12 protein-coding genes are annotated in these 13,690 nt (G+C 67.5%); 3 read left to right on the forward strand and 9 right to left on the reverse strand.

Annotated features, from left to right (window positions below):
• Positions 1–2: 2 nt before the first annotated feature.
• The 5 genes from ACZYSP_RS23310 to ACZYSP_RS23330 all read right to left on the reverse strand — a co-directional run bounded on the left by ACZYSP_RS23310 (position 3) and on the right by ACZYSP_RS23330 (position 5,519).
• Positions 3–1,310, reverse strand: coding sequence for a c-type cytochrome (locus ACZYSP_RS23310; RefSeq protein ID WP_097198582.1), 1,308 nt, complete (start codon positions 1,308–1,310; stop codon positions 3–5).
• Entirely contained in the window at positions 1,307–3,655 is a 2,349-nt protein-coding gene (locus ACZYSP_RS23315; protein ID WP_489016858.1) for a xanthine dehydrogenase family protein molybdopterin-binding subunit, read from the reverse strand. Before ACZYSP_RS23315 ends, ACZYSP_RS23310 begins: the two co-directional genes overlap by 4 nt.
• Positions 3,550–4,053, reverse strand: a complete 504-nt coding sequence (locus ACZYSP_RS23320) for a (2Fe-2S)-binding protein (RefSeq protein ID WP_307614888.1) — start codon at positions 4,051–4,053, stop codon at positions 3,550–3,552. The genes ACZYSP_RS23315 and ACZYSP_RS23320 overlap by 106 nt, the downstream gene beginning before the upstream one ends.
• A 163-nt stretch (positions 4,054–4,216) precedes the next feature.
• Positions 4,217–4,438: a DUF1059 domain-containing protein gene (locus ACZYSP_RS23325; RefSeq protein ID WP_093059467.1), complete on the reverse strand. Its 222-nt coding sequence runs from the start codon at positions 4,436–4,438 to the stop codon at positions 4,217–4,219.
• 19 nt (positions 4,439–4,457) lie between these two features.
• Positions 4,458–5,519, reverse strand: coding sequence for a class I SAM-dependent methyltransferase (locus ACZYSP_RS23330; protein WP_489016860.1), 1,062 nt, complete (start codon positions 5,517–5,519; stop codon positions 4,458–4,460).
• Between the two features lie 143 nt (positions 5,520–5,662).
• Between ACZYSP_RS23330 and ACZYSP_RS23335 the strand changes: the two genes are divergently transcribed.
• On the forward strand, positions 5,663–6,133 hold the full coding sequence (locus tag ACZYSP_RS23335; protein ID WP_489016862.1) for a helix-turn-helix transcriptional regulator: 471 nt from the start codon (positions 5,663–5,665) through the stop codon (positions 6,131–6,133).
• Positions 6,134–6,157: 24 nt separating this feature from the next.
• Here the strand turns inward: ACZYSP_RS23335 and ACZYSP_RS23340 are convergent, their stop codons facing one another.
• Together ACZYSP_RS23340 and ACZYSP_RS23345 are read right to left on the reverse strand one after the other, a co-directional pair.
• Positions 6,158–7,471: an MFS transporter gene (locus tag ACZYSP_RS23340; protein WP_093059473.1), complete on the reverse strand. Its 1,314-nt coding sequence runs from the start codon at positions 7,469–7,471 to the stop codon at positions 6,158–6,160.
• A 68-nt stretch (positions 7,472–7,539) separates the two neighbouring features.
• Entirely contained in the window at positions 7,540–9,180 is a 1,641-nt protein-coding gene (locus ACZYSP_RS23345; protein WP_489016864.1) for a GMC family oxidoreductase, read from the reverse strand.
• Between the two features lie 114 nt (positions 9,181–9,294).
• On the opposite strand from ACZYSP_RS23345, the gene ACZYSP_RS23350 reads away from it, so the two are divergent.
• On the forward strand, positions 9,295–10,113 hold the full coding sequence (locus tag ACZYSP_RS23350; protein WP_489016866.1) for an IclR family transcriptional regulator: 819 nt from the start codon (positions 9,295–9,297) through the stop codon (positions 10,111–10,113).
• Positions 10,114–10,129: 16 nt separating this feature from the next.
• Here ACZYSP_RS23350 and ACZYSP_RS23355 read toward each other — a convergent pair whose 3' ends face one another.
• A complete protein-coding gene (locus ACZYSP_RS23355; RefSeq protein WP_489016868.1) occupies positions 10,130–11,185 on the reverse strand; it encodes a DNA methyltransferase in 1,056 nt (351 codons plus the stop codon).
• The gene (locus ACZYSP_RS23360; protein WP_489016870.1) at positions 11,178–12,362 is read right to left on the reverse strand and encodes a hypothetical protein; all 1,185 of its coding nucleotides are present in this window, start codon (positions 12,360–12,362) and stop codon (positions 11,178–11,180) included. Before ACZYSP_RS23360 ends, ACZYSP_RS23355 begins: the two co-directional genes overlap by 8 nt.
• Before the next feature lie 103 nt (positions 12,363–12,465).
• Between ACZYSP_RS23360 and ACZYSP_RS23365 the strand changes: the two genes are divergently transcribed.
• Complete coding sequence (locus ACZYSP_RS23365) at positions 12,466–13,674, forward strand: DUF2252 domain-containing protein (RefSeq protein WP_489016872.1); 1,209 nt, start codon at positions 12,466–12,468, stop codon at positions 13,672–13,674.
• Positions 13,675–13,690: the final 16 nt, after the last annotated feature.

Here is a 13,690-nt window from a genome sequence, read left to right on the forward strand (position 1 = left end):
AGCTAGCGCGTGCGCTGCTTTGCAACGAATTCCGGCGTCACCGTGCCCTGCTTGTTGCCGAACTGCGCGATGACGTAATTGGCGAGCGCCGCGACTTCGGTGTCGGTGTAGGCCTTGCCGAACGCCGGCATGTAGACCTCCCTGTCGTGCACGTGCATCCGCACGCCCTGCAGGATCATCTGCGTGACGTTGGAGCCGTCGGGGTCGTTCACGCCGCGCGTTCCGAGCAGCGACGCGTTGGCGGTCTGCTGGCCTTGTCCGTTCCACTGGTGGCAGCTCGCGCATGCCGCCGCGAAGAGCCTCAGGCCTTGCTCGTGGCCTTCGGCCGTGTTGGCGGCAGGCGCCGCCGCGCTCGCGGCCACGGCCCATGGCGCCTTCGCATCGACCTCGATCGGGTCTTTGCCGGCCTTGGCGGGCACCGTGCGCAGATAGCTCACCAGCGCCGAGGCGTCTTCCGGCTTCAGGTACTGCAGGCTGTGCTCCACAGCCTCGCCCATGGGGCCAGAGGCCGAGCCGCGGCCATCGGCGTGCCCGGTCGTCAGGTACGAGGCAATCTCTGCATCGCTCCACGCGCCGATGCCGTTCTTCGCATCCGACGTGATGTTGTAGGCGCGCCAGCCCTGGATCGATTCGCCCGCGAGGTTGTTGCCCGCATCCATCGCGAAGGCGAAGTTGCGCGGCGTATGGCATTCCGCGCAGTGGCCCAGCGCCGTGGCGAGGTACTTGCCCTGGTTCCACGCGAGCGGCTTCGACGCGTCGGCCTCGAAACGGCTGCTCTTGAAGAAGGCCGCGTTCCAGAAGCCCATGGCCCAGCGCTGGTTGAACGGGAAGCCCAGGTCGGCCTCCTTGTTCGGCTGGTTCACCTTGGGCAGGCTGAAGATGTAGGCCTTGATCGCGAGCACGTCGTTGCGGCTCAGCGTGGTGTACGAGGTGTACGGGAACGCCGGGTACAGGCGCTTTCCGTCCGCACGTACGCCGTCGTGCAGCGCGCGCACGAAGTCGTCGTCGCTCCATTTGCCGATGCCTGTCTCCGGGTCGGCGGTGATGTTCGACGAGTAGATCGTGCCGAAGGGCAGCACGAAGGGCAGGCCGCCCGCAAAGGGCTGCCCCTTGCCGCCGGGCACCGTGTGGCACGCGATGCAATCGGCGGCCTTGGTGAGGTATTCGCCGCGCACGAGCAGCGCCGCGTCGCTGGGCGCGCCGGCCAGCACGGGCGCCTCGCCCTCGGACTTGTCGGTGCGGTTCAGGAAGAAATACAGCGCCGCCCCAACGACGAACACCGCCACCAGAAATTTGAGAAGCCGCTTCATGCTGCGCTCCTTTCGCCAAGCCCTGCACTGGCGATCTTTTTCTTCAGCGCCTCCTTGTCCTGCGCCAGCAGCGCGCGGTTCACCGGCAGCTCGCGCAGGCGCACGCCCGTTGCCGCGAAGATCGCGTTGGCCAGCGCCGGTGCGGCAATGGCGGTGCCGACTTCGCCGAGCCCGCCGGGGACCTCGCCGCTCTTGACGGTGTGCACCTCTATCGGCGGTGCCTCGTTGATGCGCAGCATCCGGTAGTCGTGGAAGTTGCTCTGCTCGATGGCGCCGTCGCGCACCGTGATTTCGCTGAACAGCGCCGAGCTCAGCCCGAACAGCAGCCCGCCCTGGATCTGCGCCTCGATGGAACTCGCGTTCACCGCAATGCCGCAGTCGAGCCCGACCACCGCGCGCCGCATGCGCACTTCGCCCTGCGGCGTGACCTCGGCCTCGACGATGGCGCACACGCGGCTGCCGAAGGCATCGCCCACCGCCACGCCGCGCCCGACGCGCGCCGGCAACGTGCCCTGGCCCCAGCCGATCTTGCTTGCCGCCAGGTCGAGCACCGCGAGCGTGCGCGGGTTCTTCTTCAGCATGGCGCGCCGGTAGGCCACCGGGTCTTTCTTCGCGCGGTGCGCCAGCTCGTCGATGAAGCTCTCCATCACGAAAAGGTTGTGCGTCGGCCCCACGCCGCGCCACCAGCCGACGTTCAGGCCGGCCGGCATGTCGTGCCGTACCCATTCGACCTTGAGGTTCGGCAGGTCGTAGCAAGGCTCGGCAACGCATTCGATCAGGTCGCCGTCCATGCCGTCCTTGCCCATGAAGGCGGGAGCCCAGCGGCCCAGCACCGTGCCGCCCGAGATGCGGTCGCCGAACCAGAGGATCTGGCCCTCGCCGTCGACCACGGCCGAGATGTCGTCGTGGTACATCGGCCGCACGATGTCGTGGCGGATGTCTTCCTCGCGCGTCCACACCACCTTGAGCGGGTAGGGCACCTGCTTGGCGAAGGCCACGGCCTGCTCGACCGAATCGGTCTCCAGCCGTCGGCCGAAGCCGCCGCCCAGGTACTGGTTGTGCACCACGACCTTGTCTTCGGCCAGGCCGGTGATCTTGGCCGCGGCGCTCACGCAGCGCGTGGGCACCTGCGTGCCGACCCAGATCTCGCACTGGTCGGGCCGCACGTGCACCGTGGTGTTGAGCGGCTCCATGGTCGCGTGGGCCAGCATCGGAAGGTCGTAGGTGGCCTGCACCAGCGTGCCCTCGGGCCGCTTGCCGGCTTCCTTGCCGATGATGGCCTTGTCTTTTGCCAGCGCGTTGGCCAGCGCCGCACGCAACTGCTGCGTGGTGAGCGTGGCGTTCTGCCCCGGCGTCCACTGGATCTTCAATGCATCGAGGCCCCGCTTCGCGGCCCAGAAATGCTCGCCCACCACGGCGACCGCGTCCTTGATGCGCAGCACGTCGATCACGCCGGGAATCGCCCGCGCTGCCTTGTCGTCCACCGAGGCCAGCACGCCGCCGAGCGTGGGGCTGGCCTTGACCGTCGCCACCTTCATGCCCGGCAGGCGCACGTCGATGCCGAATTGGGTGGTGCCGTTGACCTTGCCCGCCGAATCGACGCGCCGCAGCGGCTGGCCGATCAGCTTGAAATCCTTCGGCTCCTTCAGCGTCACCTTTTCCGGCATCGGCAGCTTGGCGGCGGCGCTGGCAAGCGCGCCGAAGCCGAGCTGCCGGCTGGATGCCGCATGGCTCACCACGCCGCGCGCGACCGTGCAGCTCGCAGCGTCGACCTTCCACTGCGCGGCGGCGGCACTCACCAGCAGCGTGCGCGCCACGGCGCCAGCTTCGCGCAGCACGCCATAGGTGCCGCGCGTGCTGGTCGAGCCGCCGGTGATCTGCCCGCCGAGCAGCGGCATGCCGTAGAGCGCCTCGTTCGGCGGCGAATGCTCCACGCGCACCTGGTCGAGCTCGACGCCCAGTTCCTCGGCCAGCAGCATCGCCGAGCCGGTGTAGATCGCCTGGCCCATCTCGGCCATCGGCATCACGAGGCGCACGCCGCCGTCGGCATCGATGCGGATGAAGGCATTCGGCGCGAATGCCGGGTTGCCGTCGGCGAGCGCGGCGGCCGCGTCGGCCGGCTGCTGCCTGGGGCTGATTGCGGCGAAGGCCTTGCCGCCTCCGACCCAGGTGAAGGCCAGCGCAAGGCCGCCGGCCTGCAGGGCGGCGCGCCTGCTGATGCCACCGATGCCGGCGGCCTTCACGATGCGCTCCTTGCCGGCATCGCGACCACCGACTGCAGCACTTCGGCCTTGCCGGTGGCGGCCTGCTTGATGGCCGCACGAATGCGCGAGTAGGTACAGCATCGACAGACGTTGCCCGACATGGCCAGGTCGATGTCGGCGTCGCTCGGGTTGGGCGTGCGCTGTATCAGCGCTGCTGCCGACATGATCTGCCCCGACTGGCAGTAGCCGCACTGCACCACGTCGACATCGAGCCAGGCCTTCTGGATGCTCTTGCCCGCAGGCGTCTGCGAGACGGCTTCGATGGTGGTGACGGCTTTCTTGCCGATGGAGCCGACCGGCAGCACGCATGAGCGCACGGGCTGGCCGTCGAGGTGCACGGTGCAGGCGCCGCACTGCGCGATGCCGCAACCGAACTTGGTGCCGGTCAGGCCGACGATGTCGCGCAATGCCCAGAGCAGGGGCATGTCCTCGGTCGCGTTGAGGGCAACGGACTGGCCGTTGATGTTGAGATCGATCATGGGCCCCGCCTTTTTTTGGTTCGCCGTGGGTGGCAGCGCGAACCATAGCGCGACTTCGGAAAGTGCGCTTGGCGGGCAGGGCAACGCTCAACCGGGTTACCCGGATTTCATCGACGGGCGCTCATCGAAAGCACCCGAAGGTATTCATCGCCGTGCAGGATCGTCAGGCGGGCACCTTCTGCGCGGGCGCCTGCAGCGGCGGCGTGCCGGTCTTGAACAGGCTTGCCAGCTGCGTGCGCAATTCCGGCGTGTCGGCATGGCCGTGGACGGCCACGGCGTGCTGCACGGCAGCATCGAGCAGTTCGCTCTCGGAGTCGGCAGATAGCGCGACGCTGCAGTTCGTCGTGCTCGGATACTCGCGGCAGTCGATGTATTGGCGTGACATGGTGGCTCCTGGAATGTCCTTACGGACGTGCTTCGAAGATCAGGTTGAACGGGGTCTCGCTGGCGCGGCGGAAGTGCGAGAAGCCGCCTTGCGTGACCACCTCGCGAAGGCGCGCTTCGCCGGCCTGCGCACCCAGGCAGAGGCCCACTTCCTGCGAGCGCGAGGCAGGCGTGCAGATGAAGCTCGAGGCCGAATAGAGCACGCGCCCTACGGGGTTGATGTTGTCCTCCAGCCGGTCGTTGGCAAAGGGCTCGACGATCATCCAGGTGCCCTGCGGCTTGAGGCTTCGCCGCACGTGCGCCGCCGCGCCGACGGGATCGCCCATGTCGTGCAGGCAGTCGAAGACCGCGACGAGGTCGTAGTTTTCTCCGGGGAAATCCTTGGCGCTCGCGACCTCGAAGCGCAGGCGCTTTTCATCGTCGACACCGGCCTTGCGTGCCGTTTCGCGGGCACGTTCGATCGAAGGCGCGTGATAGTCGAAGCCGACGAAGCTGGACTCGGGATAGGCCTGCGCCATCAGCAGCGTCGATGCACCGTGCCCGCAGCCCACGTCGGCCACGCGCGCGCCGCGCTTCAGCAGGGGCTCGATGCCCTCGAGCGCCGGGATCCACTGGCTCACCAGGTTGGCCGCGTAGCCGGGCCGGAAGAAGCGCTCGGTGCCATGGAAGAGGGCCACATCGTGCTCGTGCCAGCCGATGCCCAGGCCCGTGCGCATGGCCTGGACCATCTTGGGAATGATCTTGAACTGCGCCACCGCGATCTGGAAGGCGCCGGGCACGAAGGCCGGGCTGCCTTCCTCGGCGAGCGCGAAGGCCTGTTCCTCGGTCAGCGAGAACAGCTCGCCTTTGGGGTCGTATTCGACGTAGCCGCTGGCGGCCTGGGCCGAGAGCCATTCGCGCAGGTAGCGCGGATCGGTCTCGGTGCGGCGGGCCAGTGCCTCCGCGGTGGAGGGGCCTTCGGCCAGCGCCTTGTACAGGCCGAGCTGGTCGCCGACGACGATGGTTGCCGCGTGCATCACGGCGCCGATGTCGTGGACGAAGTTACCCATGAACGCGTTAAGCCGTGTTTCGTCGATAGCCATGTGTATCTCCTTCGCCGGTGGGCGGCCCGCGCGCCCCCCGCCTGCCTATACTGTTCTCGGCAAAGGGCCTGCAAGCATCCTGCGTCTCGATGTGTGCAGGCGCCATACGCAGCAATGCGTATGCACCGTGAAAGGGGCATGCCATGACGAACCTGACGCGCAACAATCGCGCGAGCGCACTTCGCCTGCTGGAACAACTGGAGTCCGGGCATTCGCCCGTGCGGCATCACGGCGCCGGCAACGATGGCTTGCGCGCAATCCACCGCATCGCAACAAAGTCGCCGGGCCGGCGCGAATTCCGCCGCGCTGCGCTGCAGGCCGACTACTACCGGCGCGCGGGGTTGGAGCACGCGGTGGCGGTTGCCTTCCTGTACCGGCTGGCCTGCCGCGCCGAGGCGCCGTTACCCGAAGCCCCGGCTGCCGGCCTCACGCCCCGCGAGGGCGACGTCATGCACTGGCTCTCGCGCGGAAAGACCGACGCCGAGATCGCCGCCTTGCTGGAGATAAGCCCACGCACCGTGCACAAGCACCTGGAGCATGTGTACGTGAAGCTGGGCGTCGAGACGCGCACGGCGGCCGTGATGCGCGCGCTCGGCATGGGCAGGAGCCCGTAAGGAGTCGGACGACCCTCGCCGTCGTCAGCGCGAGGCCACCGCCACCGGCGCATCGGCCGGCGAGGCAGACCGCCCGATCATCCACGCGCACACCGCCGACACCACGCCCGCGAACAACACGTACAGGCAGATCTGCCACGGCTCGCCGCCGCCAGACTTCAGCAGCGCGGTCGCGATGATCGGCGTGATTCCCGAGGCGAAGATGCCCGAGAACTGGTAGACGAAGCTGATGCCCGTGTAGCGCACCTTCGCATCGAACAGGTCGCAGAACAAAGCAGCCTCCGGCCCGTACACCGATGCATACAGGATGCCGAAGGGCACGATGATCGACAGCCAGATCAGCATCACGTTGCCGCCGCTGTGCGTCATGAGCCAGAAGCCCGGGAACGCCGACACCGCAGTAATGAGCGAACCCCACATGTACACCCGCGGCCGCCCCAGCCGGTCGGACATGCGTCCGAAGAAGGGAATCGCAAAGCACATCACCACGGCCGCCGCCATCACGCCCAGCAGCGCTTCGGTGCGGCTGATCTTGATGGTGGTCGTGAGGTAGTTGATGGAGAACACGCCGAAGATGTTGAAGAACACGCCGTCGATGTAGCGCGCGCCCATGCCCTTCAGAACATTGCCCGGGTAGCGCCGGATCATGTCCATGAACGGAATGCGCAGCTCGGCGTTGCGCGCCTTCACGGCCGCGAACTCGGGCGTTTCCTTCACGTGCAGGCGGATGTACATGCCCACCATCACCATCGCGCCGGAGATGAGAAAGGCGATGCGCCAGCCCCAGGCCAGGAACTGCTCGTCGGTGAGCAGCGACGACAGCAGCGCCACCACGCCCGAGGCCAGGCACAGGCCGATGGCCAGCCCGATCTGCGGCAGCGAGGCATAGAAGCCGCGCTTTTCCTTCGGTGCGTATTCGTACGCCATCAGCACCGCGCCACCCCATTCGCCGCCCAGGCCGATGCCCTGTGCCACGCGAAGCAGCAACAACAGCAAGGGTGCCGCGATGCCGATCTGTGCGTACGTGGGCACCAGCCCGATCAGGAAGGTGGCCACGCCCATGATCATCAGCGTGATGATGAGCATGCTCTTGCGGCCGATCTTGTCGCCGAAGTGGCCGAAGATCACGCCGCCCAGCGGCCTCGTGACAAAGCCCACCGCGAAGGTCGTGTACGCCAGCAAGGTCGACACCACCGGGTCGCTGCCCGGAAAGTAGAGCTTGTTGAACACGATGCCGGCCACTACGCCGTACAGGAAGAAGTCGTACCACTCGATGGTGGCGCCCACCAGGGCAGAGACCACCACCCTGCGAATCGCTTTCTCGTCGCTTGCGCTCATGTCGTTGTCTCCGATGAGGTTGTCGTGGCGGCCTCTGCGGGCCTTGGGTTTGCAAAAAACAAAAAAACTCAGTGCGCGGCTGCTGCCGCTCTCGCGTCCTCTCTGATCAGGTCGACGGCTTTCTCGGCCATCATCACGGCGGGTGCGTTGGTGTTGCCCGACACCAGCGTCGGCATCGCCGAACAGTCGATCACGCGCAGGCCCGCCACGCCGTGCACGCGCAGGCGCGCATCGACCACGGCGAGCGCATCGCTGCCCATGCGGCAGGTGCCGGTGGGGTGGAAGATGGTGGCGCCGTTGTTGCGGCAGAACTCCAGCAGGTCGGCGTCGCTCGCGGCATCGGGGCCGGGCTTCACCTCGCGCTTCACGTAGGGGCGCATCGCGGGTGAATCGGCAATCGCGCGCGCTGCTTTCACGCCGGCCACGGTGGTCGCGCGATCGAGCTCGGTGGCGAGATAGTTCGGATGCATCTCCGGCGGCTCGGCCGCGTCGAGCGAGCGGATGCGCACATGGCCGCGCGACTCGGGCCGCAGCTGGCACACCGACATCGTGAAGCCCGAGTACGGATGCACCTTGCCGCCCGCCATGTCGGCCGAGAGCGTGGCCACGTGGAACTGGATGTCGGGCGTGGCCGCCACCGGGTTGCCGTTTTCATCCTTCAGCGCACGCATGAAGCAGCCGCCCTGGTTGATGCCCACCGCCAGCGGGCCGGTGCGGTGAAGCAGCCATTCCAGCCCCATGCCCATCTGGCCGAACCAGGAGTTGAGCTGGTCGTTGGTGGTGATGGGCCTGGTGCACTCGTAGCCCAGGCGAATCTGAAGATGGTCCTGCAGGTTCTCGCCCACGCCGGGCAGCTCATGCACGACCGGAACGCCGAAGCGATCGAGCAGCGCGCGCGGCCCAATGCCCGAGAGCTGCAGCAGCTGCGGCGACTGGATCGAGCCGGCCGACAGCAGCACCTCGGCGCGGCAGCGCGCGGTCTTCAGCTCGCCGCCTTGCCGGTACGTGACGCCGACGGCACGCCCGCCATCGAACACCAGCTTCTGCGCCATCGCCTCGGTTTCGATGCGCAGGTTGGGGCGGCGCTTCACGGCCGGCGTCAGGTAGGCCTTGGCCGTGCTGCAGCGCCAGCCCCTGTGCGTGGTCAGCTGGTAGTAGCCTGCGCCTTCCTGCGCGGCGCCGTTGAAGTCGTCGGTGCGCGGCACGCCTGTCTGCCCGGCGCCGTCGATGAAGGCCTCGATCAGCTCGTGCTTCGCGGCGATGTCCGAAACCCTCAGCGGGCCGTTGCCGCCGTGAAAGGCGTCACCGCCGCGCTGGTTGCCCTCCGACCTGATGAAGTAGGGCAGCACGTCGTCGTAGCCCCAGCCGGCGTTGCCCAGCGCGGCCCAGTGGTCGTAGTCCTCGCGCTGGCCGCGGATGTAGATCAGCCCGTTGATCGCGCTCGATCCGCCCAGCGTCTTGCCGCGCGGCCAGTAGATGCGCCGGCCGTTCATGTTCGGGTCTGGGTCGGTCTCGAAGCGCCAGTTGTAGGTGGGGCTCCACATCGTCTTGCCGTAGCCGATGGGCAGGTGGATCCACAGCGAGCGGTCGGCAGGCCCTGCTTCGAGCAGCAGTACGCGCGCGGCCGGGTCTTCGCTCAGCCGGCCGGCCAGCACGCAGCCGGCCGAGCCGGCGCCGACGACGATGTAGTCGAACTCTTCTTCAGGCATGAAGGGGTCCTGTAGGGGCCTGTGGGGTCCGGGAGTGGAACAATCGCTTCGCTCGGCCGCATCCTAGGCTAATGATTTTCGGAACGCAATGTTCCATTTTTAAGGTTTACCCGCATGCCCCGTTCCGCGCGCACGCCCGCCGCAGTGATCCCCGCAGTGATTTCTCCAGAGGAGGCGGAGTCCGCTTCCGGCTCCGGCTCGTCGGCCGAGCGCAGCCTGCGCCTGCTGGCGCTGCTGGCCAACGAAGGCCGCGCGCTCACGCTCGCTGAACTGGCCGCGCAGCTCGGCCTGCCCAAGGGCACCGCGCACCGCATCTGCACCCAGCTGCTGGCCACCGGCTTCCTGGCGCGCGACGTGGACGAGCGCTCGTTCAGCGTCGGCCCCGCGCTGCGCAAGCTCGCCTTCGACACGCTGAACCACGGCGTGGTGCGCGGGCTGCGGCACGAGGTGCTGTCGGAACTGGTGCGCCAGGTGGGCGAAACCTGCAACCTCACCACGCTCGACGGCGCGCAGGTGCTCTACCTCGACCGCGTCGAAGCGCAATGGCCGCTGCGGCTGACGCTCGACGTGGGCTCGCACGTGCCGCTGCACTGCACCGCCAGCGGCAAGTTGTTTCTCGCGCAGATGCCGAAGAAGGAACGCGATGCGCTCATCGACAAGCTGCCGCTGGAACGCATGACGGCCAACACCATCACCAAGGCCGCTGCGCTGCGCACCGAGTGCGAGGCGGTTGCGAAGAGTGGTTACTCGTGCGACCGCGAAGAGTTCATCGCCGGGTTGGTGGCCGTGGCCGTGCCGGTGTGCGATGCGGCGGGCGCGGTGCGCGCCGCGCTCGCGGTGCATGCGCCGACCGCGCGCATGTCGATGGACGATGCAGTGACGCGCATCGATGCGCTGAAGGCGGCGGCGACGAAGATGAGCGGGCTGCTCTGAGCTTGCCGGCCTGCTCTTACTCTTCGTAGCCGATGTCCAGCCTCACCATGGCGCCGACGCTGTCGATTCTTTCCGCGCGGAAGTAATAGCGCCCGCGGTAGCTCTCGAAATGCAGGGGAAGGGTGACGGGTTCGTCCCAGCTTGTCAGCGCGAAGCCCTGGTTGCGCAGTTCATGCAACAGCGCATCCAGGCGCTGCGGATCGGGGTCGACGCGAATGTCGGCATCGGCCGGCGGTGTGCCTTGTGGGTCGCGCAGCCATCGCGCGAAGCTGCCGATCAGGGTGAAGACGTGGCCCTGTGCGCGGAGGGCGTCGAGCAACCGGGCTGTGCCCTGCAGGTCGATACGCGCGCGCTGCTTGCGAAACACCAGCGCGTACTCGTGGCGGCGATCCGTGCGCGCTGCGCAGGCTTCGCTGTCGGCGGTCGCTTTCTCCTCGTGCGGATAGATCAGCACACGCTCTTCCTCCATGGTGAAGAGCGCACCGAGGATGCGCGCGAGGTCGAAGGCCAGGGGCAGCACGCGATCGCCGAGGCGAATGTTCTGCACCATCGCAATGCAATGGCCGCCTTCGCGCAAGCGCGTGCGAACGGCGTGGAACACGTTGCGCAAGCCCTCCAGGTGCTGCGCATAGCTGCGGCTGTCGTAGAGCTGCGAAGCCGTGGAGGCGCCCGACCACTGGCATCCGAAATAGGGCACGTTGGTAAGGCAAAGCTCGAAGGGCTGCAGCGCGGTGGTGTCGAGCGTGTCGCATGAGCCGTGCAGCAGGGTGATGTCGCTGTCGCCGATGCCGTGGCGCGCCAGCCGTTCGCGTATGAGCTGGATGCGGTCCGCGTCGATTTCGCAGCCTGCCGCCAGCCGGTTTTCCAGGCGCGCCGCAAGCAAGGTCGTGCCGAAGCCCGCGAAGGGATCGAAGACCGCGTCGCCGCGCTGAGAGAACTGGCGCACGAACGGCGTCATCTGCTCGACCCACCCGCAGTCGCGCGCGCCCAGCGGGTCACGCGCACGCAGATCGTCGGGCAGCCGATGAAGCGGCGACTCGTGGTCGAGCATCAGCCAGCTGTGGCTAGGCATCGGCATGCTCCTGCATCGAACGGGTGTCGAGCAGCACGTCGCGCCCGGGCTCCCAACCGGCGCACAGCCGTCCATCAGGAAAGTAGACCAGCTTGTAGATGTCTTCGGTCGCATGGCGGGCGTGCATGGCGCCGTAGTCGGAACTCTCGAAGATCACGGACAGGCCATTCGCGGTGCGCAGGCGCAGGTTCCAGAAGTAGTAGCCCTCGGTCAGGCTCTCGACAGTCCATCCGCGCGAGACGGCGGCGTCGTCGAGGCAGGCTGTCAGCAGCGCGTCCATTGGCACCCGTTGGGCGTGCAGGTAGCGCGCCGTGGCGTTGTCCCGGTAGCTGCCGTCGAGCCGGGAGAACTCACGGAAGACGACGGTGCCTGCGCCGCAGCGCTGCTGCGCCCACGAGAGATAGGCCGAGACGTCCCGTGGCTGTGCGATGCCGCTGCGCTGAAGAATGCACACCAGGCGCAACGGCATCGTATCGGCCAGTTGCCGCGCGGTGCGTTCGAACACCGCCTGATCGCTGATTTCCAGACCGGGCCTGAAACGCATGATGGCCTGGTTGGTTGCACCTTCGTGGTGGTGGCGGGATAGTTCGAGCCAGCTCAGTCCGAAGTCTTGCAGCGCACGCGTCAGAGTGGCGCCGCCTGCCTTGGCAAAGCCGGCACCGTTGGTGTACAGCACGCGGTCTTCGATGCGTGGGCCGTCGCTTGCCTCGCTGGCGGCGAGCGTATCGAGCAGTTGCAGCATCCAGCCGGCGTCGTCGCTGGTCTCCAGGCCCGAGAGCGACCACGAGAGCGGCACGCCGCGCAAGGCTCGCAGCGCACGGGCAAGGCCATCGAAGTAAGTGCCGTCCGGCCGCAGCCGGGAGGCCGGCACACCGCCATCGGCCTTGCGAAGATTTTCCGAGCAGAAGCCGCAGCGCGCCGAGCATGGCTGAACGGCCGCATAGGGCGTGAAGGTCAGGGGTTGCGCAAGGCGCCGCCGGACACCGCCAATGGTGTGCGAGTGCCAGCGCGCCGCCTGCCGTGGGTCGGGCGCACGCAGGTTGACCTGTGCGGCAGCGGTGCGAAGGCGCTCGAAGAACGGGGAACTCGCGCTGCGTGGCAGGTCGGCGACGGCCACGCTGTCCATGGGGACGATGGGCGCGCGCGTGGCACTGTCGCGGGGCGTTGCGGAAGGCATGTCGGGCGGGGGAGTCAGGAGTCGATGCACCCGCAACGATACGACACTGCGCTGCGCGCGTTGAACGAGAATCTGCCGCTCACCAACCGGGAGAAGCAACGCCATGGCGAACGTCGTCAAAACCATCCGCAACTTCAACGCCGGTCGCGACCCCGAGCGCCTGGCGATGAAGTACGAGAAGCTGCGCTCCAGTCCGTTCGTCTTCCTGCGCGGCACCTGCCACCTGTTTCACGACCGTCTGCCGGCCGATGCGCTGTTCACCAGCAAGGCACCGACGGCATGGCTGTGCGGCGACGCCCATCTGGAGAACTTCGGCAGCTACAAGGGCGACAACCGGCTCGCGTACTTCGATCTCAACGACTTCGACGAGGCGGCCCTCGCGCCGGTGACGTGGGAGCTGGTGCGCTTCCTCACGAGCATCCTGGTGGCCGGCGACAGCCTGCGCGCCTCGCGCGATGATGCGAATGCGCTGTGCAAGGTGTTTCTTGAAGGCTATGCCGGCGCATTGGCGCTCGGCAAGGCCCGCTGGGTGGAGCGCGACACAGCCAGTGGCCTGATCCATGAGCTGCTCGCGAAACTCAAGGCCCGCAGCCGACCCGATTTCCTGAACAAGCGCACCGAACGGAAGAACGGTCGCCGAAGCATCCTGCGCGACGGCGAGCATGCGTTGCCAGTCGACAAGGTCGGGCGCGAACGGGCGAAGAATCTGATCGGCGCATTCGCGGCAACGCAGGACAACCCCGACTTCTTCAAGGTGCTCGACGTGGCGCGGCGCATCGCCGGCACCGGCAGCCTGGGCGTGGAGCGCTATGTTGTCCTGGTCAAAGGCAAGGGATCGCCCGACGGCAACTACCTGCTCGACCTGAAGCAGGCGCCCGTGTCGTCGCTAGTGCCGCACCTGAAGAAGATCAAGCAGCCCGCATGGCCGTCGAATGCGCACCGCATCGTGGGGCTGCAGCGCCGCATGCAGGCCGTGTCGATGGCCTTCCTGCACCCGATCGTCGATGGCAAGTCTTCCTACGTGCTGCGCGACCTGCAGCCCAGCGAAGACCGGGTGACCCTCGACGTGCGCCACACCGGGCTCGACCAGGTCCGCGACGTGATCGGGGAGATGGGGCAGATGATGGCCTGGGCGCACCTGCGCAGCTCAGGACGCCAGGGCTCGGCCATCGCGGATGCGCTGGTCGACTTCGGCGCTTCGGCGAAGTCGTGGCGGCGCGACCTGCTGGATGCGGCGCACCAGTGCGCCGCGCAGGTCGAGAGCGACTGGGAGGTCTACTGCGAGGCCTACGATGCGGGGAAGCTGGCGTAGCCTTCCTGGTCGTTTC

The sequence above is a fragment of the Variovorax sp. F042 genome (assembly GCF_057814215.1).

Coding starts and splice junctions, on each gene's coding strand:
- ACZYSP_RS23335 (WP_489016862.1), top strand. CDS start 5,663: ATGACGAACCTGACGCGCAACAATCGCGCGAGCGCACTTCGCCTGCTG.
- ACZYSP_RS23340 (WP_093059473.1), bottom strand. CDS start 7,471: ATGAGCGCAAGCGACGAGAAAGCGATTCGCAGGGTGGTGGTCTCTGCC.
- ACZYSP_RS23315 (WP_489016858.1), bottom strand. CDS start 3,655: ATGCTGTACCTACTCGCGCATTCGTGCGGCCATCAAGCAGGCCGCCAC.
- ACZYSP_RS23355 (WP_489016868.1), bottom strand. CDS start 11,185: ATGCCTAGCCACAGCTGGCTGATGCTCGACCACGAGTCGCCGCTTCAT.
- ACZYSP_RS23365 (WP_489016872.1), top strand. CDS start 12,466: ATGGCGAACGTCGTCAAAACCATCCGCAACTTCAACGCCGGTCGCGAC.
- ACZYSP_RS23350 (WP_489016866.1), top strand. CDS start 9,295: ATGCCCCGTTCCGCGCGCACGCCCGCCGCAGTGATCCCCGCAGTGATT.
- ACZYSP_RS23360 (WP_489016870.1), bottom strand. CDS start 12,362: ATGCCTTCCGCAACGCCCCGCGACAGTGCCACGCGCGCGCCCATCGTC.
- ACZYSP_RS23345 (WP_489016864.1), bottom strand. CDS start 9,180: ATGCCTGAAGAAGAGTTCGACTACATCGTCGTCGGCGCCGGCTCGGCC.
- ACZYSP_RS23325 (WP_093059467.1), bottom strand. CDS start 4,438: ATGTCACGCCAATACATCGACTGCCGCGAGTATCCGAGCACGACGAAC.
- ACZYSP_RS23320 (WP_307614888.1), bottom strand. CDS start 4,053: ATGATCGATCTCAACATCAACGGCCAGTCCGTTGCCCTCAACGCGACC.
- ACZYSP_RS23310 (WP_097198582.1), bottom strand. CDS start 1,310: ATGAAGCGGCTTCTCAAATTTCTGGTGGCGGTGTTCGTCGTTGGGGCG.
- ACZYSP_RS23330 (WP_489016860.1), bottom strand. CDS start 5,519: ATGGCTATCGACGAAACACGGCTTAACGCGTTCATGGGTAACTTCGTC.